This window comes from Stenotrophomonas terrae, from assembly GCF_001431465.1.
Taxonomy (GTDB): Bacteria; Pseudomonadota; Gammaproteobacteria; order Xanthomonadales; family Xanthomonadaceae; genus Stenotrophomonas; species Stenotrophomonas terrae.
In genome coordinates this window covers 35,727-61,194 of record NZ_LDJJ01000019.1, presented here as the reverse complement: position 1 = coordinate 61,194, position 25,468 = coordinate 35,727, and the positions used below count along the sequence as shown (strand labels likewise).

The 25,468-nt window shown below is 62.9% G+C and carries 26 protein-coding genes; 10 read left to right on the top strand and 16 right to left on the bottom strand.

Annotated elements, in window-relative coordinates; translation table 11 throughout:
• Positions 1-58 precede the first annotated feature (58 nt).
• Positions 59-973 carry a 50S ribosomal protein L11 methyltransferase gene (gene prmA, locus ABB27_RS06860; RefSeq protein WP_057627668.1) on the bottom strand — a complete coding sequence of 305 codons (915 nt, stop codon included), beginning with the start codon at positions 971-973 and terminating at the stop codon, positions 59-61.
• 147 nt (positions 974-1,120) lie between these two features.
• Here prmA and ABB27_RS06855 point away from each other — a divergent pair, with 147 nt between their 5' ends.
• Both ABB27_RS06855 and ABB27_RS06850 read left to right on the top strand, forming a co-directional pair.
• The gene (locus ABB27_RS06855) at positions 1,121-2,068 is read left to right on the top strand and encodes a hypothetical protein (RefSeq protein WP_057627667.1); all 948 of its coding nucleotides are present in this window, start codon (positions 1,121-1,123) and stop codon (positions 2,066-2,068) included.
• Positions 2,065-2,424 carry a hypothetical protein gene (locus tag ABB27_RS06850; RefSeq protein ID WP_057627665.1) on the top strand — a complete coding sequence of 120 codons (360 nt, stop codon included), beginning with the start codon at positions 2,065-2,067 and terminating at the stop codon, positions 2,422-2,424. The genes ABB27_RS06855 and ABB27_RS06850 overlap by 4 nt, the downstream gene beginning before the upstream one ends.
• A gap of 225 nt (positions 2,425-2,649) precedes the next feature.
• Here the strand turns inward: ABB27_RS06850 and accC are convergent, their stop codons facing one another.
• From accC to aroQ, 4 genes are read right to left on the bottom strand one after another with little or no spacing between them, the layout of a single operon-like run.
• On the bottom strand, positions 2,650-4,017 hold the full coding sequence (gene accC / locus ABB27_RS06845) for an acetyl-CoA carboxylase biotin carboxylase subunit (protein ID WP_057627663.1): 1,368 nt from the start codon (positions 4,015-4,017) through the stop codon (positions 2,650-2,652).
• 10 nt (positions 4,018-4,027) lie between these two features.
• Positions 4,028-4,504 (bottom strand): acetyl-CoA carboxylase biotin carboxyl carrier protein, encoded by a 477-nt coding sequence (gene accB, locus ABB27_RS06840; RefSeq protein WP_057627660.1) that lies wholly within the window; start codon positions 4,502-4,504, stop codon positions 4,028-4,030.
• Between the two features lie 55 nt (positions 4,505-4,559).
• Positions 4,560-4,988, bottom strand: a complete 429-nt coding sequence (locus tag ABB27_RS06835) for a lysozyme inhibitor LprI family protein (protein ID WP_057627658.1) — start codon at positions 4,986-4,988, stop codon at positions 4,560-4,562.
• Complete coding sequence (gene aroQ, locus ABB27_RS06830; RefSeq protein WP_057627656.1) at positions 4,985-5,431, bottom strand: type II 3-dehydroquinate dehydratase; 447 nt, start codon at positions 5,429-5,431, stop codon at positions 4,985-4,987. Before aroQ ends, ABB27_RS06835 begins: the two co-directional genes overlap by 4 nt.
• A gap of 543 nt (positions 5,432-5,974) precedes the next feature.
• Between aroQ and ABB27_RS06825 the strand changes: the two genes are divergently transcribed.
• The 5 genes from ABB27_RS06825 (at position 5,975) to ABB27_RS06805 (ending at position 10,158) form a co-directional block, all read left to right on the top strand.
• A complete protein-coding gene (locus ABB27_RS06825; protein WP_057627652.1) occupies positions 5,975-6,604 on the top strand; it encodes a TetR/AcrR family transcriptional regulator in 630 nt (209 codons plus the stop codon).
• Between the two features lie 10 nt (positions 6,605-6,614).
• Entirely contained in the window at positions 6,615-7,292 is a 678-nt protein-coding gene (locus tag ABB27_RS06820) for a type 1 glutamine amidotransferase domain-containing protein (protein ID WP_057627650.1), read from the top strand.
• A 115-nt stretch (positions 7,293-7,407) separates the two neighbouring features.
• The gene (locus ABB27_RS06815; protein WP_057627649.1) at positions 7,408-7,818 is read left to right on the top strand and encodes an organic hydroperoxide resistance protein; all 411 of its coding nucleotides are present in this window, start codon (positions 7,408-7,410) and stop codon (positions 7,816-7,818) included.
• A 204-nt stretch (positions 7,819-8,022) separates the two neighbouring features.
• The gene (locus ABB27_RS06810) at positions 8,023-9,000 is read left to right on the top strand and encodes a zinc-binding dehydrogenase (RefSeq protein ID WP_057627647.1); all 978 of its coding nucleotides are present in this window, start codon (positions 8,023-8,025) and stop codon (positions 8,998-9,000) included.
• Between the two features lie 330 nt (positions 9,001-9,330).
• Complete coding sequence (locus ABB27_RS06805; RefSeq protein WP_152984468.1) at positions 9,331-10,158, top strand: SEL1-like repeat protein; 828 nt, start codon at positions 9,331-9,333, stop codon at positions 10,156-10,158.
• 448 nt (positions 10,159-10,606) lie between these two features.
• On the opposite strand, the gene ABB27_RS06800 is transcribed toward ABB27_RS06805, so the two are convergent.
• From ABB27_RS06800 to ABB27_RS06775, 6 genes are all read right to left on the bottom strand, one after another.
• A complete protein-coding gene (locus ABB27_RS06800; RefSeq protein WP_083491186.1) occupies positions 10,607-12,067 on the bottom strand; it encodes an arylsulfatase in 1,461 nt (486 codons plus the stop codon).
• A gap of 249 nt (positions 12,068-12,316) precedes the next feature.
• Positions 12,317-13,213, bottom strand: a complete 897-nt coding sequence (locus ABB27_RS06795) for an STM4011 family radical SAM protein (protein ID WP_170183050.1) — start codon at positions 13,211-13,213, stop codon at positions 12,317-12,319.
• A gap of 7 nt (positions 13,214-13,220) precedes the next feature.
• Positions 13,221-14,582, bottom strand: a complete 1,362-nt coding sequence (locus tag ABB27_RS06790) for an STM4012 family radical SAM protein (RefSeq protein WP_057627643.1) — start codon at positions 14,580-14,582, stop codon at positions 13,221-13,223.
• The gene (locus tag ABB27_RS06785) at positions 14,579-15,394 is read right to left on the bottom strand and encodes an STM4013/SEN3800 family hydrolase (protein ID WP_057627641.1); all 816 of its coding nucleotides are present in this window, start codon (positions 15,392-15,394) and stop codon (positions 14,579-14,581) included. The genes ABB27_RS06790 and ABB27_RS06785 overlap by 4 nt, the downstream gene beginning before the upstream one ends.
• Positions 15,387-16,496: an STM4014 family protein gene (locus tag ABB27_RS06780; protein ID WP_057627677.1), complete on the bottom strand. Its 1,110-nt coding sequence runs from the start codon at positions 16,494-16,496 to the stop codon at positions 15,387-15,389. The genes ABB27_RS06785 and ABB27_RS06780 overlap by 8 nt, the downstream gene beginning before the upstream one ends.
• A 22-nt stretch (positions 16,497-16,518) precedes the next feature.
• On the bottom strand, positions 16,519-17,430 hold the full coding sequence (locus ABB27_RS06775) for an STM4015 family protein (RefSeq protein WP_057627639.1): 912 nt from the start codon (positions 17,428-17,430) through the stop codon (positions 16,519-16,521).
• 1,068 nt (positions 17,431-18,498) lie between these two features.
• On the opposite strand from ABB27_RS06775, the gene ABB27_RS06770 reads away from it, so the two are divergent.
• Positions 18,499-19,701 carry a serine hydrolase domain-containing protein gene (locus ABB27_RS06770; RefSeq protein WP_083491185.1) on the top strand — a complete coding sequence of 401 codons (1,203 nt, stop codon included), beginning with the start codon at positions 18,499-18,501 and terminating at the stop codon, positions 19,699-19,701.
• Between the two features lie 104 nt (positions 19,702-19,805).
• Here the strand turns inward: ABB27_RS06770 and ABB27_RS06765 are convergent, their stop codons facing one another.
• From ABB27_RS06765 to ABB27_RS06745, 5 genes are all read right to left on the bottom strand, one after another.
• Positions 19,806-20,156, bottom strand: coding sequence for a hypothetical protein (locus ABB27_RS06765; protein ID WP_057627634.1), 351 nt, complete (start codon positions 20,154-20,156; stop codon positions 19,806-19,808).
• A 185-nt stretch (positions 20,157-20,341) separates the two neighbouring features.
• Complete coding sequence (locus ABB27_RS06760; protein ID WP_057627633.1) at positions 20,342-21,028, bottom strand: GAD-like domain-containing protein; 687 nt, start codon at positions 21,026-21,028, stop codon at positions 20,342-20,344.
• Between the two features lie 116 nt (positions 21,029-21,144).
• Positions 21,145-21,825, bottom strand: coding sequence for a GAD-like domain-containing protein (locus tag ABB27_RS06755; protein WP_057627632.1), 681 nt, complete (start codon positions 21,823-21,825; stop codon positions 21,145-21,147).
• Positions 21,822-23,669, bottom strand: a complete 1,848-nt coding sequence (locus ABB27_RS06750) for a PAAR domain-containing protein (RefSeq protein WP_083491184.1) — start codon at positions 23,667-23,669, stop codon at positions 21,822-21,824. The genes ABB27_RS06755 and ABB27_RS06750 overlap by 4 nt, the downstream gene beginning before the upstream one ends.
• A 160-nt stretch (positions 23,670-23,829) precedes the next feature.
• Positions 23,830-24,378: a cysteine hydrolase family protein gene (locus ABB27_RS06745; protein ID WP_057627628.1), complete on the bottom strand. Its 549-nt coding sequence runs from the start codon at positions 24,376-24,378 to the stop codon at positions 23,830-23,832.
• A gap of 104 nt (positions 24,379-24,482) precedes the next feature.
• Here ABB27_RS06745 and ABB27_RS20315 point away from each other — a divergent pair, with 104 nt between their 5' ends.
• Together ABB27_RS20315 and ABB27_RS20310 are read left to right on the top strand one after the other, a co-directional pair.
• The gene (locus tag ABB27_RS20315) at positions 24,483-25,091 is read left to right on the top strand and encodes a DJ-1/PfpI family protein (protein ID WP_244479168.1); all 609 of its coding nucleotides are present in this window, start codon (positions 24,483-24,485) and stop codon (positions 25,089-25,091) included.
• A 51-nt stretch (positions 25,092-25,142) separates the two neighbouring features.
• On the top strand, positions 25,143-25,460 hold the full coding sequence (locus ABB27_RS20310) for a helix-turn-helix domain-containing protein (RefSeq protein WP_244479167.1): 318 nt from the start codon (positions 25,143-25,145) through the stop codon (positions 25,458-25,460).
• Positions 25,461-25,468 lie beyond the last annotated feature (8 nt).

The window sequence follows — 25,468 nt, the reverse complement described above, 5'->3', positions numbered from 1 at the left end:
GGGCGGGCGGGCTTGGTCTTTTCAGTCATGGCAGGGCAGGCCGAGGCACTGTCGCCATTCAAGCACGGCGCACGCCAGTGATGCGCATCCAATCGCCATCCTGGGTGGCTTCAAGCTGATCGAACCATGCCGCGTAGCGTTGCAGCAGTTCGTCTTCCTGACCATGCAGGATGCCGGACAGGGCAATCTGCCCACCGGCTGCGACGCGTGCGGCCAGCAGTTCGGCCAGTGCATCCAGAGCCGAGGCCAGGATATTGGCCACCACCACCGGATAGGTAGCGACCGGCTCGTCTTCCGGCAGGTAGGCGGCGATATGCACGCCATTGCGCTCGCCGTTGTCGTGGGTGGCGATCAGCGCCTGCGGATCGTTGTCCACGCCAACCGCGGCGGCGGCACCGAGCTTGAGTGCGGCCAGGGCGAGGATGCCGGAGCCGCAGCCGAAATCCAGCACGGTGTTGCCGGCCAGCTTGCCCTCGGCCGAGAGCTGGTCCAGCCAGCGCAGGCACAGCGCGGTGGTGGGATGGGTGCCCGAGCCGAAGGCCAGGCCCGGGTCGAGCCGGACGATGGCGGCATCGGCGGCCTGTGCGGCCTCCGGCAGCTCATGGTTCCACGGCACGATCCAGGTGCGCTGGCCGAACTGCATGGGCTGGAACTGGTCCAGCCAGGCCCGCTCCCAGTCTTCGTCCTGTACCGCGCGGAAGCTGGCGTTGGTCCATTCCAGGCCCGGGTCGAAGGACTCCAGCGCGGCCAGCAGGGCCAGCGCATTGGTATCAGCCGGGAACAGCGCGGTCAGGGTCAGCTCGTTCCACAGCGGGGTTTCGCCCACGCCCGGTTCCAGGATCGCGCGCTCGTTGCTGGTGTCAGCGTCGGCGTCGAGCATGGTGACCGCCAGTGCGCCGACGTCGTCGAGGGCGTTCTCGTAACGGGGCTGGGTGGCTTCGGTGCAGCGCAGGGTCAATTCGAGGAAGGGCATGGGGGCGTACGGCAACAGCGGGACAGGGGAGGCATCCTAGACGAGGCGGGCGCCAATTGCGCGTTCAGCTGGCTGGTTCATCCGGGCCGGCCGTTGGCCTTGTTAGAATCCCCGACCTGTACCTGCATCCCAGGCTGCTGCCGTCCCATGTTCTCCTTGCTGGCCAGAAAACCCTGGTATCTATTGGTGCTGCCTGCGGCAGTGCTGATGGCTGCGTTGGGTGTTCGCAGTGGTGCCAGCCTGCATGCGGGCAATGCGGATGCAGCTGCCGTCGCCGCAGCCAGTGATACCGGCCCGGCCACGCTGCTGGGCGGTGACAGGGAATTGCCGGAGCGTTCCACCGCGGTGGCGGCGGGTTTGCCGTTGGATCTGCGTGCAGCGCTGGAAAACGGCACTGATTTGTTTGCCTATGCGCAGCAATTGCAGGCCGCTGCCGATGCGGGCAATGCCGAGGCGGGCTGGATAGCCAGCCGTATCTACGATCACTGTGGCGTGTTTGCGATGGACCCGTCGGGCTATGCGCTGGACAGCGCTGCATTGCAGCGCATGGATCTGGACGCGATTTCGGCGATGTTGGCTGCGCGCGGCAAGGTGCGGCAGAGCTGCGCGGGCTTCACCTCCGCCGATGGGCTGGGCCGCGGTCGTTTGCTGCAGCAGCGGCAGGCGTCGGCCAAGGCCGGCAATCTGGCCGCTGAAGCAGCCCTGCTGTCGATGGGTGAGCCCTTGATCGACACCCCCGAGTACCGGCGTGAGCTGGTGGAGCGGGTGCAATCTTCGCAGGACCCGGAGGCCTTCCTGGCCGTATCCGGCGCAATGGGCAGTGCAGCGGCCGGCGATGAGGCCTACCGCGGCATGGTTGCCGGTAGCCAGTTCAGCCAATTGGCCTGGCAGGTTGCCGCCTGCCAATTGGGCTTGGCCTGCGGCCCGGGCAGCACCTTGATGGTGGCCTATTGCGCCAATGGCGGTATCTGCTCGCGCGATCCACGACAGGATTTTGAGTCATTCGTTTACGACGCTGCGGTATCGCGGCAGGGTATGGAAAAAATGAACGAGATGGTCAGCAGCTTGCGCAGTGCGCAGCGAGGTGTGCAATGAACTACCGACGTTTCATGCACGGGGCGAAGTTCTGGATCTGGGTCGTGTTGTTTGTGGCCTATTCGGCTGGCGCGGTGGGCGTGGTGTTGATAGACACCTACGAAGACCGTTACCGAGCCCTGTCCAAGATCAAGCTGACCAGCGTCAAGTCCGATGCGGACCTGCGCCGTGCGGGTGCCACCCAGGCCGCAGCGGTGTATCGCGCGCAGAGTGGCATGCCGTTCAACACCCTGCAGCCGGGCAGCAGCTTCCAGATCGTATGGCCGGATGGTTCGGTGGAAACGGTGACAGTGATGGACCCGTCCTCGCCGCTGGGCACCGAGCCGGTCAAGGGCACCGTGGTGGAAGCCGAGTAAACCGGCGTTTCCATCAGACACAAAAAAGGCGGGGATTCCCGCCTTTTTTGTGTCTGCTTCTGCTCCCTCCCTTTGGCGTAGCCAAGGGGAGGGTTGGGGAGGGGTTGGCCTTTCGCTGGCTTCGCCGCTCCTGTTGCATCGCTTGGAATGCCCCTGCCGAGCATGGCTCGGCACTACAGAAAGACAGGAAGCTGGTGCCGGGCATTGCCCGGCAACCGGCTTCAATCAGGTCAGCGCGATCGAGCGGGTCTTGCGTTCGGCCAGGCGCTTTTCCAGGTAGTGGATGTTCTGCCCACCGGCCTGGAAACCCTGGTCGCGCATGATGCGCTGCTGCAACGCGACGTTGGTCTTGATGCCGTCCACCACCATCTCGCTCAGCGCCACCCGCATGCGGGCAATGGCGGTTTCGCGGTCCGGACCGTGCACGATCAGCTTGCCAATCATCGAGTCGTAGTTCGGCGGCACCTTGTAGCCGGCATAGATGTGCGTATCCACACGTACGCCCGGGCCGCCCGGCGGGTAGAAACCGGTGATCAGGCCGGGGCTGGGAATGAAGGTTTCCGCGTCCTCGGCGTTGATACGGCACTCGATCGCGTGGCCATGCAGCACCACGTCGCTCTGCTTGATGGTCAGCTTCTGGCCGGAGGCGATGCGCAGCTGTTCGGCAACCAGATCGATACCGGTCACCATCTCGGTCACCGGATGTTCCACCTGCACGCGGGTGTTCATTTCGATGAAATAGAACTTGCCGTCTTCGAACAGGAACTCGAAGGTGCCAGCGCCGCGGTAGCCGATGCGCACGCAGGCTTCCACGCAGACCTTGCCGATCTGCTCACGCAGTTCAGCGGTGATGCCTGGTGCCGGTGCTTCTTCCACCACCTTCTGGTGGCGGCGCTGCATCGAGCAGTCGCGCTCACCCAGGTGGATGGCGTTGCCCTGGCCGTCGGCCAGCACCTGGATTTCCACGTGACGCGGATTTTCCAGGTACTTCTCCATGTAGACCTCACCATTGCCGAACGCCGCCTTGGCTTCGGATTTGGTGGTCTCGATGGAGGCCTTCAACGCTCCTTCGGCATGCACCACGCGCATGCCGCGGCCACCGCCGCCGCCCGATGCCTTGATGATGACCGGGTAGCCGATCTCACGGGCGATCTTGGTGTTGGCGACGATGTCCTCGCCCAGCGGGCCGCCCGAACCGGGCACGCACGGCACGCCGGCGGCCTTCATCGCGCGGATGGCTTCGACCTTGTCGCCCATCAGGCGGATGGTTTCCGCACGCGGGCCGATGAAGATGAAGCCGGATTGCTCAACGCGCTCGGCGAAGTCGGCGTTCTCGGACAGGAAGCCGTAGCCCGGGTGGATGGCCTGCGCGTCGGTGACCTCGGCCGCGGCAATCAACGCCGGGATGTTGAGGTAGCTTTCCGACGACGGTGCCGGGCCGATGCAGACCGACTCGTCGGCCATGGCCACGTGCTTGAGATTGCGGTCGACGGTGGAATGCACCGCAACCGTACGAATGCCCAGGGTGTGGCACGCGCGCAGGATGCGCAGCGCGATTTCACCCCGGTTGGCGATGACGACTTTATCCAGCATGGCCGGCGCCTCAGGCAATCACGAACAGCGGCTGGTCGAACTCAACCGGGCTGCCGTTCTCGCCGAGGATGGCCACCACGGTGCCGGATACTTCGGCCTCGATCGGGTTGAACATCTTCATCGCCTCGATGATGGCCAGGGTTTCACCGGCCTTGATGGTCTGGCCGACGGTCACGAAGGCCGGCTTGTCCGGCGAGGACGAGGAATAGAAGGTGCCGACCATCGGCGCGCGCTGCACGTGGCCTTCCGGCAGGGCATTGCCCGGCTTGGCGGTGCCGCCGGTGGAGGCTTCGGTCGGGCCGCTCATCGGCATCGCCGGGGCAGCAGCTGCGGCCGGGGCGGCATACACCGGTGCCGGTGCGGCGACATAGGTGCCTACCGGGTTGCGCGACAGGCGTACGGATTCTTCGCCTTCCTTGATCTCGATTTCAGCCAGGTTCGACTCTTCCAGCAGGTCGATGAGCTTCTTGATTTTGCGCAGATCCATGAGGGCCTCTTTGGGTTGCAGTAAGTCAGTAAGGAGAAGGCGCGGTGCGCCCGGGTCAAAGTTCGTAGAAAGCGCGCAGCTGCCGGGTACGGTCCTGCGCGTGGGTGATGAGACAGCGCATCTGCGCACCATTGCGCGATGTACCGTCGGCATTGAAGGCGTAGACCGCGTCGCAGTCCTTGTCGCGCAGCTGGATCCAGGCGCGTTGCGCTGCGATCAGCTGCTGCTCGGCTTCGGCGCACTGCGAGCAGCTCCCATCGGCGGCCTGCTGCTGCAGCTGGCGGCGTGCCTGGCCGTAAGTTGTGTTCAACAGCGCATCGGCATCGGTAGCACGGTCGGAGGCGCACAGGTCGCTTTCCGACGTGCTGGTCGGGTTCGCGCAATCGATGCCCTCGGCGGCGCGCTCCATGTTCTGCGCATGGGCAGCGGCCAGCGGCAGGCAGGCCATGCCCATAGCTGTCAGCAAGCGCGGCAGGGTGTTCACGCAGCCACTCCCACCCGGGCCAATGCGGCGTCCATCGCGTAGCGGTAGCTGTCGGCGCCAAAGCCGCAGATCACGCCGACGGCCTTGTCGCTCAGGTAGCTGTGCTGGCGGAACGGTTCGCGCGCATGCGGATTGGACAGGTGGATCTCGATGAACGGAATCGCCACCCCGGCCAGCGCATCGCGCAGGGCCACCGAGGTATGGGTGAAGGCGGCGGGGTTGATCAGGATGAAAGCGGTTCCATCGGCGCGCGCAGCCTGCACCCGGTCCACCAGCACATGCTCGGCGTTGGACTGCAGGTGTTCGCTCTGGTGCCCCTGTGCCTGTGCCTGCGCGGCCAGCGCAGCGTCGATCTGGGCCAACGTGGTGTGGCCGTAGACGTCGGGCTCGCGGGTGCCCAGCAGGTTGAGGTTGGGGCCGTGAAGGACCAGCAGTTTTGCCATGTGCCAAGGGTCGGCGGGGAAGGGCGGCAGTGTGAGGGAAGCGGGGAATACTGTCCAGTTCGACGAAATTAGCCGTGTTTTAATCGACTGTTTGAATTTTGTGGTGATGCTGGAGTGGCTTGCGGGGCGGTGCGTCAGCGCTGCCTGGGGTAATAGCAGGGGGCAACTTCCCGGCATGGGCCAGAGGCCGCGCGCGCCCACGATGCGCGGAACTTGCGAGCAAATGAGCGAAGTTGGGCCTCCCCCGGCAAACCGCGACATCCAGAGCCCCTCTCCCGCCCGGGAGAGGGGTTGGGGTGAGGGCAGAGCGAAGCAGTCATCCTGGATTTCCAGAAAGCTATCCGCACCTGGCTTCAAACGATGAAGCCAAAGCCAAAGCCAAAGCCAAAGCCAAAGCCCCCTCATCCGCCCCTTCGGGGCACCTTCCCCCAAGAAGGGGGCTGCAGTCCCGTCAACGGGAGAAGGGATGGCTGGCTCCTGCTTCCTTCTCCCGGTAATCACCTGTTAATAGACGACCGGTCTATTCGGAGTAGCATCCACCCCATGAACCTCTCCCCCAAAGCCCAGGCCACCCGCCAGCACATCCTGGACACCGGCTACCGGCTGGTCCTGCAGAAGGGCTTCGCCGCGCTCGGTCTGCAGGAAATCCTCAAGGCTTGCGCCGTCCCCAAGGGCTCCTTCTATCACTACTTCGCATCCAAGGAAGTCTTCGGCTGCGAGCTGCTGCAACAGTACGTAGACGACTACGGGCGCAAGCTGGAGCAGCTGCTGGCCGAACCCGGCAACGGCCGGCAGCGGCTGATGCGTTACTGGAGTGCCTGGGCGCATGACCCGGCCGACCCGGCGCAGGGTTGGGCCGAGGAATGCCTGGTGGTGAAGCTGGCCGCCGAGGTGTCCGACCTTTCCGAAGACATGCGCCGCGTACTCGACCAGGGCGTGCAGCGCCTGCTGCAACGCATTGCCGCCCTGGTCGAAGAAGGCCGCGCCGACGGCTCGCTGCCCAAGGGCAAGCCCGCCTTGCAGGTTGCCCGCGTGCTGTACCAGATGTGGCTGGGCGCGGCCCTGCTGTCCAAGCTCAGCCAGGACCGCCTGCCACTGCAACAGGCCCACGAGGCCACCGAACACCTGCTGACCTGCGACAACACCGTCGCAGCTGCTTCCCCCACCCACTGAAGGCATTGCCATGAAAGTTCTGTTCGTACTGACCTCGCACGACCAGCTCGGCGACACCGGGCACAAGACCGGCTTCTGGCTGGAAGAATTCGCCGCACCGTATTACGTGTTCAAGGACGCCGGCGCCAACATCACCCTGGCATCGCCAGCCGGCGGCCAACCGCCGCTGGACCCGCGCAGTGATGAGCCCGATGCACAAACCCCGGCCACCGACCGCTTCCGCAGCGACCGCGACGCCCAGCAGCAACTCGCCAGCACGCTCCCGCTGAAGCAGGTCGACGCCAGCAAGTTCGACGCGGTGTTCTACCCCGGCGGCCATGGCCCGCTCTGGGATCTGGCCCGCGATGCCGACTCCATTGCCCTTATCGAAACCTTCGACCGCGCCAACAAGCCGCTGGGCCTGGTCTGCCACGCGCCCGGCGCCTTGATTGCCGCACGCACTGCCGACGGCAAACCGCTGGTTGCCGGCCGCAAGGTCACCGGCTTCTCCAATAGTGAAGAGGAAGCCGTCGGCCTGACAGCGGTGGTGCCGTTCCTGATCGAAGACGAGTTCGCCCGTCTCGGCGGCAACTACAGCAAGGGCCCGGACTGGCAGCCCTACGTGCTCAGCGACGGCCACCTGGTCACCGGTCAGAACCCGGCCAGCTCCGAAGCCGTCGCCAAGGCCCTGCTCGCCCAACTCGCCTGAGCCCCATGACCGGTAGCCCGGGTAAGCGAAGCGCACCCGGGGAAACAAACAATCAAACAGTCGCCAATCCGCGTTCCACCAAAGCACCCTCAACGCACCCCACAAGGAATCGGCAATGAAGATCTTCTACAAAACCCGCGCCACCGCCACCGGTGGCCGCGCCGGCCGCACCGCATTGGACGACGGCAGCCTCGGCTTCGATCTGGCACTGCCGGGTTCCAACAAGGCTGGCACCAATCCCGAGCAGCTGTTTGCGCTCGGCTATGCCGCCTGCTTCGACAACGCGTTGCCGGTAGCGGCCAAGCAGCTCCAGTTGCAGCCGGCCGGCACCGCCACCTCGGTGGAAGTGGGCATCGGCCAGACGGCTGAAGGCGTCTACGCGCTGGACATCGACCTGCACGTTGAAGTGAAGGGTCTGCCGCAGGCCGACGCCCAGCGTCTGGTCGAAGCCGCACACAAGATCTGCCCGTACTCAAATGCCACCCGCGGCAACGTCGATGTGCGCCTGCACGTAAGCGCGGTCTGATTCACGCATCAACACCGAGTCAGTGCATGGCGCTGGCAAGTGCTTGTGGGAGCGGCGTGAGCCGCGAAGCCGATGCTGTTTAGGCGAACGGCATCCCTGCCATCTGAAGATGTGCGTGCTTCGCGGCTCACGCCGCTCCCACAAAAACGAAGCTGATGCCAGAACTCTGACCACGGCTCTCCCCCCGCACAACAGGAGACAAACATGCGCAGCGCCATCCACACCACCTTCGGTGAACCGGCCGAAGTACTCGCACTCGGCGACAGCCCCATCCCACAGCCCGGCGCCGGCGAAGTCCGGATCAAGACCCTGCTTGCGCCCATCCACAACCACGACCTGTGGACCGTGCGCGGCAAGTACGGCTACAAGCCCACGCTGCCCGCCATCGGTGGCAGTGAAGCAGTAGGCATCGTTGAAGCATTGGGCGAAGGCGTGCAGGGCATCACCATCGGCCAGCGCGTCATGGCTGCTTCGGTACATGGCACCTGGGCCGAATATTTCATCGCCCCCGCACGCATGGTCATCCCGGTGCCGGACGGCATCGCCGACGAAGCCGCCGCGCAATTGATCGCCATGCCATTGAGCGCGCTGATGCTGCTGGAATTCCTGCAGGCCGAACCGGGCCAATGGATCGTGCAGAACACCGCCAACGGTGCGGTCGGCAAGACCCTCGCCATGCTCGCTGCCGCTCGCGGTGTAAACGTGCTGGGCCTGGTGCGTCGCGATGCAGGCGTCGATGAACTCAAGGCGCTCGGCATCAATAACGTTCTGTCGACGACACAGCCGGATTGGAAATCGCGCGCGCAGGCATTGCTTGGCGACAAGCTCGCACACGCCGCAGTCGATTCCATCGGCGGCCAGGCCAGCGCGGATCTGGTGTCACTGCTCGGCGACAACGGCACGCTGGTCTCGTTCGGCACCATGGCCGGCGAAGCGATGCAGATTCCCTCCGGCGACCTGATCTTCAAACAGGCCACGGTCAAAGGCTTCTGGGGCAGCAAGGTCAGCCAGCAGATGTCGGTGGACAACAAGCGTCGTCTGGTCGGCGAGCTGCTGCAGCGTGTGCTGAGTGGCGAGCTGGAATTGCCGGTACAGGCGGTCTACGAGCTTGGCGATGTTGCCGAAGCAGTGGCAGCGAGTCTTTTGCCGGGGCGCAAGGGCAAGGTGTTGTTGAAGCCCTGATCTATGCTGTTGCGGAACTCGAAAGCGAAGCGCGATAGCATCGTCTTTCGATAAGAAGGTCCGCTTCGATCCGGGCTTTCAATCAGGACACGGGAACTCGTGGCGGGCCGCGTCACGGGGACCCGCGCGCAGGTATCCACTGACAAACCTGCGAGAATCAACGCTGGATGCTGGGATGGAACCGGCCGGAAAATGCAGCAGGGCTCCGGAGTAGGGGGCGAGGCTATTCGTTTCCCGCGCTCTTTACGTCCATGAAACCCATCTTGCACAGCCGCATGCCACCCTGCAGTCTGTACAGCACGCGCTCCGCGATCGAACCCGGACTACCCGATGAAGCCTGCCCTGCTGATGCTGTGCCTGCTAAGCCCTGCTGCGTGGGGCTGCCAGACCACGCAATTACCACTGGCGGGGGCGGTGTCGGTCCCCCACTGCCCCCCGAGACAGGGTGTCGATAACTGTGTTTCTTCCGGACAACTTCTCCACACCTATATGGAGGCCATTCCGGATAGCGACGAGGTGCTGATCATTGCACTTCACTCCAGCCCCTGGCGTCTTTATGACGCAGATATGCGCATCCTGCCCGTCAACGAATTTGCTGCATCCATCAAGCCAGCGCTTGATGGCAAAGTGACGCGGGTCGAATTGATTGGCTCATGGACCGGCGCTTCGCCAACGTCTGGTGTTCCATCCCTTGCGGATCGTCTGTCCAGCGCATTGGGTGGTTTTCCTGTGAGCGGGGAAGACGGCTTCTTGTGGCTGCGCAAGGATGGTTCGCGCCGCACCACCCAGCAGGCATTCACCATCCGCGACGGTGGGGGATCCTACTTTGTGCCTGAAGGCGAAGAGTTGCTGGCCCCCCTTGTTGTTGGCTGGTACTCCGAGGCGCAGGACGTTCTTCCCGCACAGGATGCGGTTTTGCAGCTGCGCGCAGCGGCGGGGTGGGACATCTTCATGCTTTGTCCGGATAACGCCCTGGGCGGCTTCGAACATGCGGCTAAACTTGGCAGCGCGGTTGCCGCATACAACGCAGCGATCATGCGACTGGAACGCGGAGGAGCAGGAGATCGAAGCGCTGCCCTGGCCATGCTTGAGCGTGGTGCAGCGCTTGGCGACGGGAAGTCCCAGGCGCTGCTGGCGCTCGAACGTGAGAAGAAGTAACCCTGCGATTCGCACGCTCCACATCCGTTGTAACTCGAACAACGGATGCGGAGGGAAGATCAATCCCTGGCCGTACTGCGCCTGAGCTTCGTTATCAGCTGTGGTCGCCTGCAGCCACGTCCGGTTGATGCTGCCATCGCGAACATTGTTTGGTTGAACGATCTACCGGCCAAACTCAGCCATCCAATCGAGCGGCAGACGACATGTTGCCGGCGAGCTGTTGCAGCGGGTACTGAGTGGCGAGCTGAAACTGCCAGTAAAGGCGATCTATGGACAGGCTAACGTTGCCGCAGCAGTGGCGGCGAGTCTGTTGCCGGGGGCGCAACGGCAAGGTGCGCGCCCCTGGGTGAATGGCGTTTCAGCACGCGGGGAAAGGCACGGACGCACGTCGCCTGCGTGAATGCAGCCGGCGCTGCAACAAGGTCGTCATCCATAGGCGCAGGCGAACTCAGTGCCTGGACGTTGCCGGCGTATAAGGATCCGGCGTGCCCATCTTGATGGGAGGATATTTCTTCAGGCTCGCCTCCCAGTCGTAGACAATCTTCATCATTGGTGTGGCCAGCCACGAGGCCTTGGCGCCGACATCGCGCTCTTCCTTCAGGTCGGTAAGGAGATTGATGATCCTGGGTTCGGCCAGGGTGATGGGCGCGTCATACATGTTTTCCTGCCAGATGAAATGCATCTTCCAGTCATGCCACTTCACCGCTGAAAGCCGATCAGCGACGTAAGCCGGAAAGCCCTCGCGATTGGAATGCGGTTGCTTGCCCTCGAAGAACGCCAGCTGGTTGACCCCGTCAATCGCCCGGTCGGTGGGCACCTTGGCGCCGGCAACAGCGGCCAGGGTTGGATACATGTCGACGATATGCACGATGTCATTGCTGACCGTGCCTGCCGGGATTCTGCCCGGCCAGCGGATGATGAAGGGCGCGCGCAACGAGGCTTCGGTTGCGGTGAAGTACGTGCCGCGCCAGGGACCGCTGTCGCCTTGCCAGGGGTCGGTTGCCTCGGGGCCATTGTCACTGGCAAAAATGACGATGGTGTTGTCTTCGATGCCTGCGTCACGGATGGCATCGAGAATCTGGCCAGTGCGCGCGTCCATCTCGGCCAGGCAGTCGGCCCAGTCACCATTGCCTGTCTTGCCGGCGAACTCCGGATTGGGCAGCACCGGCATATGCACCATCGACGACGATACATAGGCGAAGAAGGGCGTGCCTTCGCGTGCGTTTTTCTGGATGAAGGCCACTGCGTGATCGGTGATCCCGGCCTCCATCGTCAGCCGCGCCTGCAGATTCAGCGTACCCACCTGACGTGGCTTCTGGCCCTTGCGGGCCTCGTAGATCGGCTCCGGCGCGACGACATCGGCGTTCCAGCCTTGCTTGTTGCCAAATGACGGCCACATGCTGTTGCTTTGGTTCTGCGCCGTCCACATGGCCTCGTCATAGGTGCGCGGAATGCCGTACCACTCGTCAAATCCCTGGCCAGTGGGCAGCCGCGCTTCCGCGCTGCCCAGATGCCACTTGCCCCACATGCCGGTGCGGTAGCCTTGCCCGGACAGCAGCTCGGCAATCGTGATTTCCCATAGCGTCAAGCCATCGGTCTGTCCGCCCACGGGCACCGCATAGGTGCCTGAGCGCATGGAGAAGCGCCCGGTCATCAAGGCCGAACGGCTCGGCGAACACTGGGCTTCAACGTTGAAATTCAGCAGCCGCATGCCCTGGCTGGCCAGTGCATCAATCCGCGGGGTAGGCGCACCACGAAGAATACCGCCGCCGTACACGCCAAGCTCGCCGTAGCCAAGATTGTCGGCAAGGATGAAGACGATATTGGGCTTGGCACTGTTGGCTGCCTGCACCGCGCCAGCGCATAGCGGCAAGGCCAGGGCCAGGCTGGACGCAAGGACGCGGCGCATGACGGATGCCCCGTTCCAGTGCGTGTGGACTGCAGTGCTCGGTTCGGTAAGCATGGTTCACCTCGAAGGGCAGTGCGCGCCACGATGACCGTCATTGCGCAGCCCGCAAGCGCGCTGCGCACTCGGGCGGTATCAACGGCCTGCGGCGATCCAGCACAGTCTATGAAGTTCCGCTGCGGCGGATCTAAGTAATGAAAGCCACCCGTCTGCAGTATTTCTACTGGTCGCCTTGGCGCTGCCAGCCCTGGTTCAGAGCGGCCTTTCGATCTTGAAACCTGTCCTCGTCATGCCTTCGCCTCGTGTATCGCGAAAGCGCTCCAGCACACCGGCCGGATAGTCCTGTTGGAATGGTAGATCCTTGCGGTGCGCATAGCCGATATAGCAGTCGCAACGTTGGTTCGGGCAGGCCCGTGCGCGCAGCTGGCCGGCGAAGCTGCCGTCGTACAGATTGCCCAGCGGCGTGGCGACGAAGTGGCAGCGTTTGACGTTGCCATCACCGTCCACCGATATCACGTTCTCGCCGGTGAAGCAGGGCGCGCCCAGGCTGGCCGAGGGTTCGAGGTTGAACAGGAAGTGCGGGTCCACACGTTGCAGCTGCTGGATTTCCGCCTCGCTGTAGTAGCCGGCAGGGCGTTCGTCGTAGGCGTTGATCCACAGCGGCACGTTGTCGCCCAGTTCGGTACGCAGCAGTTGGATCTCCTGCAGATGCTCGCGCATTGCCACCATGCCAACCGTATAACGCACGCCGCGCCTGTCCAGCTCGCGGCAGCGGGCCAGGAAGGTAGTGCGGCTTACCTGCCCCGGGTGATACGTGCACCACAGCGCGAAGCTGTCGAGATTGACCTCGTCCAGCCAGCGCGTGCCGATGCACAGGTTGGTCTGGATCACCACGCGACGGACATGCGGCATATGGCTGAGCTGCACCATCGCATCGCGGTAGTGGCGGCGCACCAGGCCCTCGCCCCATGGCGTGAACAGCACCGACAGTTCCATCGTCTGCTGCCCCGCCCATTCGACGAAGCGCGCCAGGTCCTCGGCATCGCGGCGCAGCGCGGCGCGGGTGTCGTAAGTCTTGGCGAAGGGGCAGTACGGGCAGTCGTAGTTGCAACTGCTCAACCGGCCGCGATAGAGGATGGAGAGATGCATGCGTGGTTCAATCCAATTGATAGTCGCGCATGCGCTCGGCTACGCCGGCGGAGATCAGCCAGGGACCGATGGTGTCGGCGCGGGCCAGGCCGGTGTCGTTCAACGCGACCAGTGCATCCTCGCGCGTGGCCAGGCCCTGCTCGAACAACTGGTCCAGCTGCGGCAGATCATCGAAGCACTCCGTGCCGAAACGCTCGCGGTACTGCGCAAGGTCCAGGCCCGGCTGCGCCAGAAGCGATTGGATGACGAAGCGGCGACGTCGCTCGTCCTCATCCAGGCGCACGCCGTAATCAATGCTGGCGAAGGAGGCCTCATCGCGCTCCAGGTAGTGCGCAAGAATATCCGCCACCGAGCGACGGCTGACGCCGTACTCGCTGGAGTAGTGCAGGCCGCTGGTGTACGAGCGGGCGCCGCAGCCGATGCCGACCATGCCATCGCTCTGGCAGCAGTACGCCGGGCCACCGGAGTCTGGTGCGTTCGCCGCACGGAACATACGCATCGATACCTGCACATAGCCCGCGGCAAGCAAACGCTCACGGCCGGCTTCATACAGGGCCAGCCGGTTGTCCACCGACTCGGGATGAATGACGAAGGAGCGCTTACCGCCTTCCTTCGCACCGATGCGGTCCAACCCGGTATGCGGGCGCACGTACAGCGGATAGAGATAGAGTTCTTCAGGCTGGAAGGCGAGAGCGCTGTCGATCGAGCTCAGGAAGCTGGCCACGGTCTGCCCGGCGATGCCGTAGATCAGGTCCAGGTTGAGCGTTGGAATGCCCGCCGCACGAATTTGCGTGATGGCCTCCTCGACCACCGCGCGTTGCTGCGGCCGCACCAGCGAGCGCACTTCAGCATCGCTGAAACTCTGGATACCCATGCTGACGCGGTCGATGCCGGCGTCGCGGCAGATTTTCATCTTGGCCGCGTCCACGGTTTCCGGCGATACCTCGATGCCGGCGGGAATCGAATGCAGGTCGATGTTGGCGTGGCGCTGTACGAAATCGAACAGCCGCTGCAGTTGCGGCGCATCCAGGTAGGTAGGCGTGCCGCCGCCCAGCGCGAAACGCACGAAGCGATGTTCGCCCAGGGCATCGGCGGTCACCCGCAACTGCTTCTCCATCTGCGCCAGATAGGCTTCCACTTGCGCCGGCGCCGGCCGCGCCATTGCGAACAGATTGCAGAAGCCGCAACGGTAGCTGCAGAACGGCACATGCAGGTACAGGAACAGCGCATCACGCGGCTCACTCGCCCAGGCATCGGCAAGCGGCGGTGGCTGGGTGATCGGCCGGTACGCGGACTTGTGCGGATAGGAGTACGAATAGGCCTGGTAAGGCTCGAGCTGCAACAGTTCGGACAATCGATGGGCGGTCATGGGCTCAACACAAAATGCGCATAGGGGACGTTCATCACCGTCTCATGGGCGAGGCGATGGCCGTGGAAGCCATCCTCGCCGTAAGCGGTGCCATGGTCGGAGCAGATGATCACGAAGGCCGGGCCACGCGCGCGCAGGGCGGTGAACAAGGCGGCCAACTCGCCATCCACATAGCGCAGCGCGGCGCAGTGGCTGTCCGGGCCATCGGTCTCGCAAGCGGGCAGGTAATGCCGGTTGGGCTGGTGGATGGCCGAGACATTGATGAAGAGAAAGCAGCGCTGGTCGCCCGTTGCCTGCAGACGCTCGCAGGCCAGTGCCACCTGCCGCTCGGTGGAATCGAGCGCGGTCACGCCGAACTCCGGCTGCCAATGGCTTTCCTCGAACAGCCCCGGCAGTTGCGAGCCCAGCGAATTGCGACGGTTGAAGAAGCCGACGCCGCCGATACAGATGGTGCGATAGCCCTGATCACGGAAGCCGCCGACGATATCGGCACGGCCGGAGAACACGAAGGTCTGCGGCACGATGGTCTCGCTGCCTTCGAATTCCAATGCGAACAGGCGCGGATGTGGGCCGGGCCGCGCAGGCGTGGGCAGGAAGCCGGCAAAGAACGCCGTGTGTGCCGCATAGGTGAAGCTGCCCGGCGTGTGCCGCAGCTCCCAGCCTTCGGTCGGCAGATGCGGCGCAAGTACCGGCAGCTCGCCGCGTTCGAAGCAGCGCTGGGCGGCGTCGAAGCGCAGGGCGTCCAGGGTGATCATCACCACGTCATGGCTGCCGACAATGCGGTGCATGTCCGGCATGGGGGTCTCAAGCATGGGCGTACTCGTTGATTGCGGGCCGTGCGGGCGTCAGCAAGGCTTGGTCCTCATAGGTGGTGCGGCCGGCGTGGCGCAGATCCAGCAATAGATCACCGAAGCCATTGGCTTCCAGCACCCAGTTGCGCGTGCCGCGCACGATCAGATCGAAGCCGATCATGCGGCTGTTCGGGAATGCGGCCGCTGCTGTTGCCGTTGCCGCTTCCAGATGCTTGATGGCCTCTGCGTCCAGCAGAAAATCCAAACCGGTGCGTGCATTGCCAAGGTGGAGGTTGGTCAGCGCGCCTGCGCTCATCCGCGCCACTCGCTGCCGCGGCTGGCCATCCAGCGCCACCACCCGCACGTCGTAGCGGCGGCCATCGCTGCCCGGCACCGTCGGCTTCGGAATCCAGCGTTCGATATAAGCGCCCTGCACGGCAAGCAGGTCCACCAGTCGTGCGATGTCGTCATGCCGGTCGTAACGGCGCTGCCGCAGCGAGTTGAACACCCGCCAGCGGCCATCCTGCTCAACCAGCTCCGCAGAGCCATAGGCAACTTCGCGTCCATCGCGGTTGCGCGCATAAGCCAGCACGCCCGCGCCGGACGAGCCGTAGCGGGCCTTGATGAAGACGCGCTCGCAGCCGACATCGCGCAGGCGTTCACGTAGTTCTTCGTAGCTGCGGATCACGCCGAACAACGGCGGCACCGCAACGCCCGCTGCCGCAAGATGCTGCTGACAGCGGAGCTTGTCCGACATGCAGGCCAGATCGGCCGGTGCATTTAGGTAGCGCGGACCATACGGAAGCGCGGTGAGCACATCGGCAAAGCCGGCATACCAGAACTGTTGATGGACCAGCTCACCATGCGCGGCCGGCTGCGGGGCATCGCCCGCAGCGCCGGACAACTCCCAGCCGCGCCGCACCAATGCCTGGTGCAGCTCGGGCGCTTCGCCGGGCGATTCCAGCTTGACGATGGCGCCGGGCAGCTGCGCGAGTGCCTCAGGCAGTCGCGCAGGCTCGGCAAGCAGGGTTTCGTAATCGAACACATGCGCGGCAGGCGCGCCCTGATCGTGCAGGGCGCGCTGCAACCACGCGATACGGCGGCTGCCGCGCGGGCCGATCAACAGCCAATCCGCCATCTTCGGCTTACTCGGACACCGCCACGTAGCGGTCACCGTCATCTTCTTCTTCCGGATCGTCCAGCACCACGGTGCACGGCAGCGCCTGCAGCTTCTTCTGCCATTCCTCGGAAATGAAGTGGTGGCTCAGGTCGATGCGCTGCAGGCCGCCGAGGTTCTGGCTCTCGCACAGCGCCTGCGCACCCACATCGCCGATGGTGCCCAGCGACAGATCCAGCGTCTGCAGCGAGCCCAGCCAGGGCTCACCGGCCAGCCACACCGCCAGCTCGTCGCTGATCATTGCATTGCGCAGGCCCAGGTACTGCAGCCGCTCCGGCCCGATCGCCGACAACAGGCGCTGGTAGACCGCCACATCGCCATCGAAGCCATAGCCGTCATCACCCAGCCACAGCTCGAGATGGCGCAGGGCCGGCAGCGTGGAGTTGGCGATGGCAATGACGATCTCGTTCGGCAGGCCACCGCTCTCGATCGCCAGTTCCTGCAGCGACGCATGCGTGAAGGGCTGCAGTTCAAGTTCGGAGGTGCCGCGGATACGCAGCGATTCCAGGCCCGGGAAGGCCTCCAGCAACGGGTTGTAGGAGATCTGGTTGATCCACGACATCTCGCAGTCTTCGTAGGTCATATCGCCCACGAACAGCGCCTTCAGGTTGCCTAGCTCGGCACGGCGCGCAATCAGCCCATCGATCAGACCCTGCGGGCCCTCGCCAGATGCTTCATCCCATGCACCGATGATCAGCACTTCAACTGATTTCGGATCAACGCGCTCGAAGAAATTAGCCAGCAGTTCTTCCTGGCTCTCGTCGCTGTCGTATTCCTGCATCAAGCGGTAAGCGACATCGCCGGCTACAGCGGAGCCCCCCATCTTGAAATCAACGACTTTCTTGCCACGATAAACCTGCGTGTATTCGCCAATGGTCACGGTACGTCCTTGCCGGAATGGTGCCGTAGCATAACCGAGAGATTGGCCGCGCTGGCAGCGGGGCATCACGTTTGCTAGCGCACACGGAGCCGTCGTCGTTCGGTAATCATCCCGTGCTACCGCAGCAATCAGGCACAAAAAACAAGTAACCAAAACAAGCGAGGCCCGCTTGAGCCCCCTTCCTTGCGCAAAGCGCAGGGGAGGGCCGGGGAGGGGTGCACTTCGCAATAGCCAAACACCCAAAACATCCCCAGCTTCGCAGCTAACACCGCTCCTACAAAAGCAGGCCAACAACGCCGCAGCTCCAAGCAAAGCCAGCTCAGCCCCCTCCCTTGCGCAACGCGCAGGGGAGGGTTGGGGAGGGGTGCACTTCGCAATAGCCCAACACCCCAAGCATCCCCAGCTTCGCGGCTAACACCGCTCCTACAAAAGCACGCCAGCAAAGCACCAGCTCCAAGCAAAGCCAGCTTGAGCCCCCTCCCTTGCGCAAAGCGCAGGGGAGGGTTGGGGAGGGGTGCACTTCGCAATAGACCAACACCCCAAACATGCCTAGCTTCGCAGCTAACGCAGCTCCCACAAAAGCACGCCAGCAGCGCAGCAGCACCAAGCGAAGCCAGCTTCGCCCCCTCCCTTGCGCAAAGCGCAGGGGAGGGTTGGGGAGGGGTGCACTTCGCAATAGACCAACACCCCAAACATCCCTAGCTTCGCAGCTAACGCAGCTCCCACAAAAGCACGCCAGCAGCGCAGCAGCACCAAGCGAAGCCAGCTTCGCCCCCTCCCTTGCGCAAAGCGCAGGGGAGGGTTGGGGAGGGGTGCACTTCGCAATAGCCCAACACCCCAAACATCCCCAGCTTCGCAGCTCACGCCGCTCCTACAAAAGCCCGGAGACGTTCACCCACCCTTCGGAGCCGTTCAAAGGACGCCGGCGCTATAGCAGCGCCCGCCCGAGGGAAGCTTGCCAAAGCCGGCAGCGCCATACACCCCAGAGCTACGGCCTCCAGCCCGTGAAGACTCCATCCACTCAAGCATCCCGCTGCAGCTCACAAACTCCAGGCAGAGACCGAAGCCATGCATCCCAAACGCATTCAACGCCCACCGCTCCGTCACCCGCACTCAAGAATCAAACCCGGCCTAGCCTTGATGCTGCTGGCCGCGTTCAGCACCAACAGCCAAGCCGCGCCCGCATCCACCAAACAGAACCCCCCACCTTTCGCCCAGGTCATCGAGCGAGAGGTTCCTGCCATCATGCAGGAGGCCAAGATCCAAGGTGTGGCCGTGGGCCTGATCGTTGACGGCAAGCTGGCGTATGCGCAGGGCTTTGGCTATGCAGATCACGCGGGCAAAGTGCCGGTAACTCCCGACACCGTATTCGTAGCAGCCTCACTATCCAAACCCATCGCCAGCTGGGTAACGATGCGCCTGGCCGAGCAAGGGCGTATCCAGCTTGATCAGCCAGTGGCGGATCTACTCTCGCCATGGCCGGTGGCGCAGGGTCCATACGACTACCGCAAGATCACGGTTCGTCACCTGCTTTCCAACAGCGCTGGCACCAGTGTGGGCGGCTACGAAGGCTGGCTTGATTTCAAGGCATTGCCAACACTGGAGCAATCGCTGGCGGGGCAGACCAACGGGCGCGGTGCGGTCGAGCTGATTGCACCGGCGGGCAGCAAGTTCAACTACTCCGGCGGCGGCTATACCTTGTTGCAATTGGCCATCGAGCGCACCACGGGCCGCAGATACCAGGACTTGGCGCGTGATCTGGTATTCAAGCCGCTGCACATGACGCACAGTAGCGTGGCGATGACGCCTACCGTGCTTGCAGGTGCCGCTGAAGGGCATGGCGACGATGGCAGTCCGGTGCCCATGCGTTACTACGTGGAACAGGCGCCTTCAACGCTGACTACCAGCGTGCGCGACTTCTCGCGCTGGATGATCGCAGGCATGGATGGCACCCCCGGCGCACACCCGTTGAACCACGCGCAGCTTTCACAACTGCATGCACCTTCAGAGCTGAGTGCGCCACGCGCACCCAAGGAAATGGTTTATGGGCTGGGCCATTTCATTGAGCAGCTTCCCGACGGCAGCGTCGCCGTCGGTCACGATGGCCGTAACCAGGCAGGCTTCCGCGCCAAGTTCCTGATGCGGCCTGCAACGGGCGATGGCATCGTGTTCTTCAGCAACTCGCGCAGCGGCTTGGCGCTGGACCGCATTGTCTGCCTGTGGGGCGCTGACGTGGCAAAGGCGGACCCTGCCACGGCGTGCCCGAAATAGCCGCCGCCTGGTCGAGCCAGACGGCCAAGATCAGCGCCGAGTTCCCAGTATTGCTTCTGCTGTGCCCACACATCGAAGCAGTAGCCACCACGCTATCGGCGGAACTACAGCGAGCTACAGGTAGCGCTGTAGTTCCCTTGGCTGATATTGAGATATTTGACGCCGCCGTAGTACTTGTAGCCCACGCCCATCACCCGGTGCCCGCTCTCGGTCGGGAACACGACAAACTCATACTCATCCCCAAACAGCGGATCAGCAGGCGTGAAGCTCAGGTTGACCTTGTCGCCAAGATCATCGTGCTTCCTCCGCCAGGTCAGCTTTCCCTGCAGGGCTTCGCCCAGCATCTTCACTTCCGCCCGTTGTGTCTTGGTGTCCCAGGAAATCAGTTCCGGGCCGGTCGAGTCACCCTCGACCTTGCAGATGGTTGTTTGAGCGAAGGCGGGTGCAGCAGCCATGAAAAGAAATAGGGTAGCTAGGTGAGGCAGTTTGAATCGCATCGATGAGTCCAATAGTTCGGGCCTGAGTTGCTCCGCAACTCCGTGCCGCGTTGTACCAGACAACAGCGGCAAAAAGCCACGGTCAGCGTACTAGTGGATGATCAATCGATCCGGCCGACGCTGTTCCGTGCAATTGCTGATTTCTACATAAGTCCGCGAGACTTAGCCTCTTTGACGATGTCCAGCATCACCCGAGGAGGTTGGACCTGAGCCAGGAACATCAGGTGTTCAACTGCGTTGACCTTTTGCAGATGGTCAAGGCGGCTCGGCCCGCCGAGGGCCAGCGCAGGCACAAAACCAAACATCTCGTCCGGTTTTGGGCGGCCGAGCAGCTTCACCGCGCGATCGAAGAGTGGCTTGTTATCCACGTCTTCCTCGTCGAGCTGTTTCTTGTCCCGAGAGGAAAACCAGCTTCTTAGCATGGAGTCGGCTTTCCCCAGCGCAATCTTTTCCGAGCTGTCAGTTGGGAAAATGCGCGAATTTGGAGCGTTGATAAGGATGCTTTGTCCAGTGCGCTCCCCCCAAGCATAAATATCGCCGAATGCGCTGTAGGCAAAGACATAGTAACGATCCTTGCTGTACAGCTCGGTGCCGTGGATCCAGGCGCGCAGTACCCCCGCATATTTACCGGGGTCCACAAGCCAGAGCAGTCCATTGCCGTACCCGCCCCAGCCAATTTTTCCCCAGTAGGTGAGCAGCGCATCGGGGAGCTTTCCTCGATAGGCTTCAATGACTGAGATCGGCACAGGTTCGCTGTCGATCTGTGGGCCGAACCCTTCGTCGTTGTAGAAGTAATCGAATCTATCGTCTTGAAATGGCGTGGGCGTCATAGGGGCTGCGCTGTGTTTGGTCCTCAGGTCGGCGCCCTGCGATCAAAGGCTTTAGCACAGGTAAGTAGGGACGCGCTGAAAGGCCAGTGGTCCCGCCCAAGTCGCGCGTGCCGGCTCTACATAAGTCCGCGAGACTTAGCCTCTTTCACAATGTCCAGCATCACTCGAGGCGGGTGGATCTGCGCCAGGAACATTAGATGCTCTACTGCATTGACCTTCTGTACATGGTCCAAGCGGCGCGGGCCGCCGAGGGCCAGCGCTGGAACAAAGCCGAACATATCTTCCGGTCCTGGGCGGCCGAGTAGCGTTACAGCGCGCTCGAAGAGCGGCTTGTCGTCACCGTCATCTTTATCGAATGCGTCCTTATCGCACACGACAAACCAGGTTTGCAGCAGCAGGTCAGCCTCGCCCCTTGCCATGGCCGCTGACTTGTCGGAAGGGAAAATCATTGAGTTGGGCGCGTTGATATGCAGGCTTGGGCCAGTTCGTTCGCCCCAGACGTACAAATTGCCAAACGCTCCCCGGGCGAAGACGTGATACCGATCTTTGCTGTAAAAATCGGTGCCATGTATCCATGCGTTGAGAACGTTAGCGTATTCGCGTGGGTCCACCAACCAGAGCAAACCATTGCCAAAGCCTGCCCAGCCCATCGCCTTCCAGTAGGTCAGCAGTGCGTCGGGCAACTTCCCGCGATAAGCTTCCACAATGGATTCGGGTACGGGTGTGCTGTTGATCTGCGGCCCAAAACCCTCCTGGTTATAGAAGTAGTCGAAGCTCTCATCCAGTATCAGGCTCATTTTTTGCAGCGCTCCATTTTCCCGTTCATTTTACTGTTTGCCCGTTCTGCGTGAGGGACTTCATTGGCGGCTTTATCGAGCTGTTGTATCCGTGACACCTCGTCCTTCTTCTTCTGGGTCCACTGCCTGCCAATGGTGGTATTGACCTCACCGTCTCCAAAGTCCGCAATTATGTCCTTTCCACCAGCGACCATATCGGGATTGTGCAAGGCATTGAGGGTCTTCAGGGTTTCCTCGGTCTCTGCTTTGGCCAAGCGCTTCGCTTCAGCCGGTGGAGTCCCTTGAGATATGTGATGGTTGGTCTTTTCTGCAGTTAGCTCGCGGGCATAGTCTTTTCGAGCTTCTCTCGCTACCTTTCTATCTCTGTTTTTTGGATCAAATGCAGCCCGACCATCCAGATACTCCTGCACGGTCATATCGTTCAGGCCTTGCTGTTGCCCCTCCAGCTGCCGGTCCATCTCCGGGAACTTTTCTTCGGGCAAGTTCTGCGGGCTGAAGCATGGCAACCTCTTTTGCGGCATTCGCTTCGGCGTCGCTACCGTGACCACCTCGCGCTTCACGTTGGCTTGGCGGTTGCTGTCGGCCTGCCGTCGCTTGCGCACGCGCAACGCCTTGGCAAGCGCCTTGAATGCATCCTCGACCTGCTCCAGAAGTTTGAATACCTTCTGGCCGACACGGGCCGCTGTTGTACCAGCCTTGGCGGCAACGTAGCCGATTCCGCCGGCACCGCCGACTTCAATGGTGACCGCAGCCAGCACTATGGTAACAATCATGTCCAGGGCGATCTGGCCGCTGAAGCGGGACTTCAGATTCTCTGCCTCGTCCGGGGGAATGGCAGTCCACCAGTCTTCGGCAAACTGCGGCAGCATGTTCACTATCGCCGGATCGTCGATCAGTAGGTTGAACATCTCCTTCATTTCGCTAGCGGCGGCCATGACCTGTTTGCCTTGGGCACGGTAGTCCGCGATCTTGCGATCCAAGCCAGCTCTGTCGCCGGTCAGTAGCAGCACCTTCCATTGATGCAGTTCGGCATCGGTCTTGTAATAGAGCACCGCCAGTTGCCAGATGGTCTCAGCGGTGCCGCTGACATAGTCCCAGGCGCCTTGTGCTGTTCCCAACGCAATGTTTCCGGCTTTGAGCGCTTTCTTCTTTGCCCAACCCGCGTTGTTCCACTGCGTCCACTCCGCAGCGAAGTCCGCTCTCGTCTGTGCAACGATTGCATCCAGTGCCTGCTTGATCTGCTCCCTTGCGCTGAGGATGTCAGCGTCGTCGCTGTCATCCAGATCGTGCTGGTAGAGCACCTGGATCGGGCCGACCGAGACGTTGCCCAGAACGGCTTTGCCTGCGTCATCCAGGCTGCCTGAGCGTATGCTGTCATCGGCCAGCATCACCCGGTAGCTGGCACCGCGTACGGGCGTCTTGTCCAGATCGCCATAGTGATAGTGCAGTGTCAGGTCTTCAGCTTGCAGCGCTGGGGCCGGGGCGAAGCCGCTGCCGGTTGATGCAGGTGTCGCCTGCCGGAGGTTGGTTGCCGCAAGCGGTAGCTGGCCAGCCCCGGGTGCCGTGGAGGCGCCTTGATCCACGTAAACCAGGTTCTGCTTGCCTGCCAACAAGCGGCAGCCGCAAGCAAGGCTATCGCCTTGGCGCGCCACCGGCTGACCATCAATGACGATGCTCGCGTCACCGGTGATGATCGGAAATACGCCCTTGTGCACGGTGGGGCAGGTGGCTTTGTCGCCGATGCGCGCGACCGGCTTGCCTTCAATATCCGTTGCAGGCGAGCCAGTAATTACCCTGCCGCCGCTTGTGGTGGCATCGCCCACCACAATCCATGTTCTTGCCATCCATCGGTCCTCCTTGGACGTCAGGTAACAAGTCTAAAGGCGGTAGGACGGGGTCAATTTTCTTTCCAGACGATTCCTATCTATCGAACGGGAATGCCAGCGTTGCTTGGGTATTCGACGACGAAGCACTGCACGCTTGTTCGTCTGTTGTTGCTGACCATCAACCAGCCAGATACGCATCCGCAGCAAGCACCCGCCCATACCCGAACGCAAACGACGCCATCATCGCCGCATGCACCTGCGCAGCCGGCGCCACAACCCCGTTGAACTCTAGGTCACGGGTAGCGCAGGCGTCGTGCAGCACGGTGACCGCATAGCCCATGTCGGCCGACGCAAGCACCACCGCATCCACGCACATATGGCTCATCGCACCAACCACCACCACGTCCTCGATCCCGCGCGCCTCAAGCTGCTGCTTCAGATCGGTATCGCGGAACGAATTGACGTGGTTCTTGACGATCACCGGCTCATCGCCGATAGGCGCGACAGCGGCCATGATCCGCACCCCGTCCGAGTCCGGCACGAAGATCGGTGCGTCACTGCTGGCGGATTCATGGCGGACATGCAGCACCGGCACGCCCTTGGTCCGCGCATCGGCAATCACGCGCACCGCGTTGGCGGTGGCGGCATCAATGCCCACCAAGGGCAGCTTGCCGGTGGCAAGGTATTCATTCTGAAGATCGACGACGATAATGGCGCGCTTGCTCATGTACGGCTCCCTGATGGGTGGTTGAATGGTGTGGTAGAAGTCTCCGCGACCGGCCTGCCACCACGAAGAGGCGTTACCGACATTCTTGAGGGCTGTACCGACAGATGCGCACCGACGGTCACATCCAAGTGGGAATCCTGCTGTATCCCGGCGCCCAGCTGGCGGCAGTGCTCGGCCTGACCGACCTGTTCGCCCTGGCTGGCAGGCTCGCCAGCGAACGCGCAGCACCCGCCGCGCCCGAACTGCAGGTCACGCACTGGCGCATCGAAGCGCCTGGCCAAGCGCCGCAGGCCGTTTACAGCTCAAGCCAGCCGCCAACCGGTACACCGCAGGTAATGATCCTGCCGCCCAGCATGCAGCCGCCGATTTCGCCCGAAGCCGCCGCGCCCTACCTGGGCTGGCTGCGCGCACTGCACGACGACGGCACCACGCTCGCATCGGTTTGCGCCGGCGCATTCCTGCTGGCCGAAACGGGGCGCCTGGCCGGCCGCACCATCACCACCAACTGGCAGTACGCCGAATTGCTGGCCGCACGATTTCCGGACGTGACGCTGGACGTAGACCAGATGCTCATCGACGGCGGCGACATCTTCAGCGCAGGCGGTGCCATGGCCTGGACCGACCTCGGCCTGCGGCTGGTAGACCGCTACCTCGGCGCCGCCGTGATGCTGGATGCCGCACGCACACTATTGATCGATCCACCCGGCCGCTAACAGCGCTACTACAGCAGTTTCTCGCCGCGCCTGACGCACGGCGACGCCGCCGTGCTGGCCGTGCAGCAATGGCTGCACGACACCCATGCCAAACAGGTCGCATCCGCCGAGCTCGCACAGCGCGCAGGACTGGAAGAGCGCACCTTCCTGCGCCGCTTCCAGAAAACCACCGGGATGACCGCCACCGAATACTGCCAGCGCCTACGCGTGGCCCGCGCACGGGAGATGGCGCAGACCAGTAGTGTGCCGCTGGAGCGGATTGCCTGGGACGTGGGTTACAGCGACCCGGGCTCGTTTCGGAAGGTGTTCAGTCGGATTGTTGGGTTGTCGCCTGGAGAGTATCGGAGACGGTTTGGTGCGAGGTTGTGACTAAGTAT

Bases quoted from the DNA above. Each gene is read 5' to 3' on its own strand.
- ABB27_RS06820 (WP_057627650.1), top strand. From the start codon at position 6,615: ATGAAAGTTCTGTTCGTACTGACCTCGCACGACCAGCTCGGCGACACC.
- ABB27_RS06785 (WP_057627641.1), bottom strand. From the start codon at position 15,394: ATGCTTGAGACCCCCATGCCGGACATGCACCGCATTGTCGGCAGCCAT.
- ABB27_RS06805 (WP_152984468.1), top strand. From the start codon at position 9,331: ATGAAGCCTGCCCTGCTGATGCTGTGCCTGCTAAGCCCTGCTGCGTGG.
- ABB27_RS06795 (WP_170183050.1), bottom strand. From the start codon at position 13,213: ATGCATCTCTCCATCCTCTATCGCGGCCGGTTGAGCAGTTGCAACTAC.
- ABB27_RS06755 (WP_057627632.1), bottom strand. From the start codon at position 21,825: ATGAGCCTGATACTGGATGAGAGCTTCGACTACTTCTATAACCAGGAG.
- ABB27_RS06750 (WP_083491184.1), bottom strand. From the start codon at position 23,669: ATGGCAAGAACATGGATTGTGGTGGGCGATGCCACCACAAGCGGCGGC.
- ABB27_RS06790 (WP_057627643.1), bottom strand. From the start codon at position 14,582: ATGACCGCCCATCGATTGTCCGAACTGTTGCAGCTCGAGCCTTACCAG.
- ABB27_RS20315 (WP_244479168.1), top strand. From the start codon at position 24,483: ATGCGCACCGACGGTCACATCCAAGTGGGAATCCTGCTGTATCCCGGC.
- accC (WP_057627663.1), bottom strand. From the start codon at position 4,017: ATGCTGGATAAAGTCGTCATCGCCAACCGGGGTGAAATCGCGCTGCGC.
- ABB27_RS06765 (WP_057627634.1), bottom strand. From the start codon at position 20,156: ATGGCTGCTGCACCCGCCTTCGCTCAAACAACCATCTGCAAGGTCGAG.
- ABB27_RS06815 (WP_057627649.1), top strand. From the start codon at position 7,408: ATGAAGATCTTCTACAAAACCCGCGCCACCGCCACCGGTGGCCGCGCC.
- ABB27_RS06855 (WP_057627667.1), top strand. From the start codon at position 1,121: ATGTTCTCCTTGCTGGCCAGAAAACCCTGGTATCTATTGGTGCTGCCT.
- ABB27_RS06760 (WP_057627633.1), bottom strand. From the start codon at position 21,028: ATGACGCCCACGCCATTTCAAGACGATAGATTCGATTACTTCTACAAC.
- ABB27_RS06825 (WP_057627652.1), top strand. From the start codon at position 5,975: ATGAACCTCTCCCCCAAAGCCCAGGCCACCCGCCAGCACATCCTGGAC.
- ABB27_RS06770 (WP_083491185.1), top strand. From the start codon at position 18,499: ATGCATCCCAAACGCATTCAACGCCCACCGCTCCGTCACCCGCACTCA.
- prmA (WP_057627668.1), bottom strand. From the start codon at position 973: ATGCCCTTCCTCGAATTGACCCTGCGCTGCACCGAAGCCACCCAGCCC.
- ABB27_RS06850 (WP_057627665.1), top strand. From the start codon at position 2,065: ATGAACTACCGACGTTTCATGCACGGGGCGAAGTTCTGGATCTGGGTC.
- aroQ (WP_057627656.1), bottom strand. From the start codon at position 5,431: ATGGCAAAACTGCTGGTCCTTCACGGCCCCAACCTCAACCTGCTGGGC.
- ABB27_RS06810 (WP_057627647.1), top strand. From the start codon at position 8,023: ATGCGCAGCGCCATCCACACCACCTTCGGTGAACCGGCCGAAGTACTC.
- ABB27_RS06800 (WP_083491186.1), bottom strand. From the start codon at position 12,067: ATGCGCCGCGTCCTTGCGTCCAGCCTGGCCCTGGCCTTGCCGCTATGC.
- accB (WP_057627660.1), bottom strand. From the start codon at position 4,504: ATGGATCTGCGCAAAATCAAGAAGCTCATCGACCTGCTGGAAGAGTCG.
- ABB27_RS06745 (WP_057627628.1), bottom strand. From the start codon at position 24,378: ATGAGCAAGCGCGCCATTATCGTCGTCGATCTTCAGAATGAATACCTT.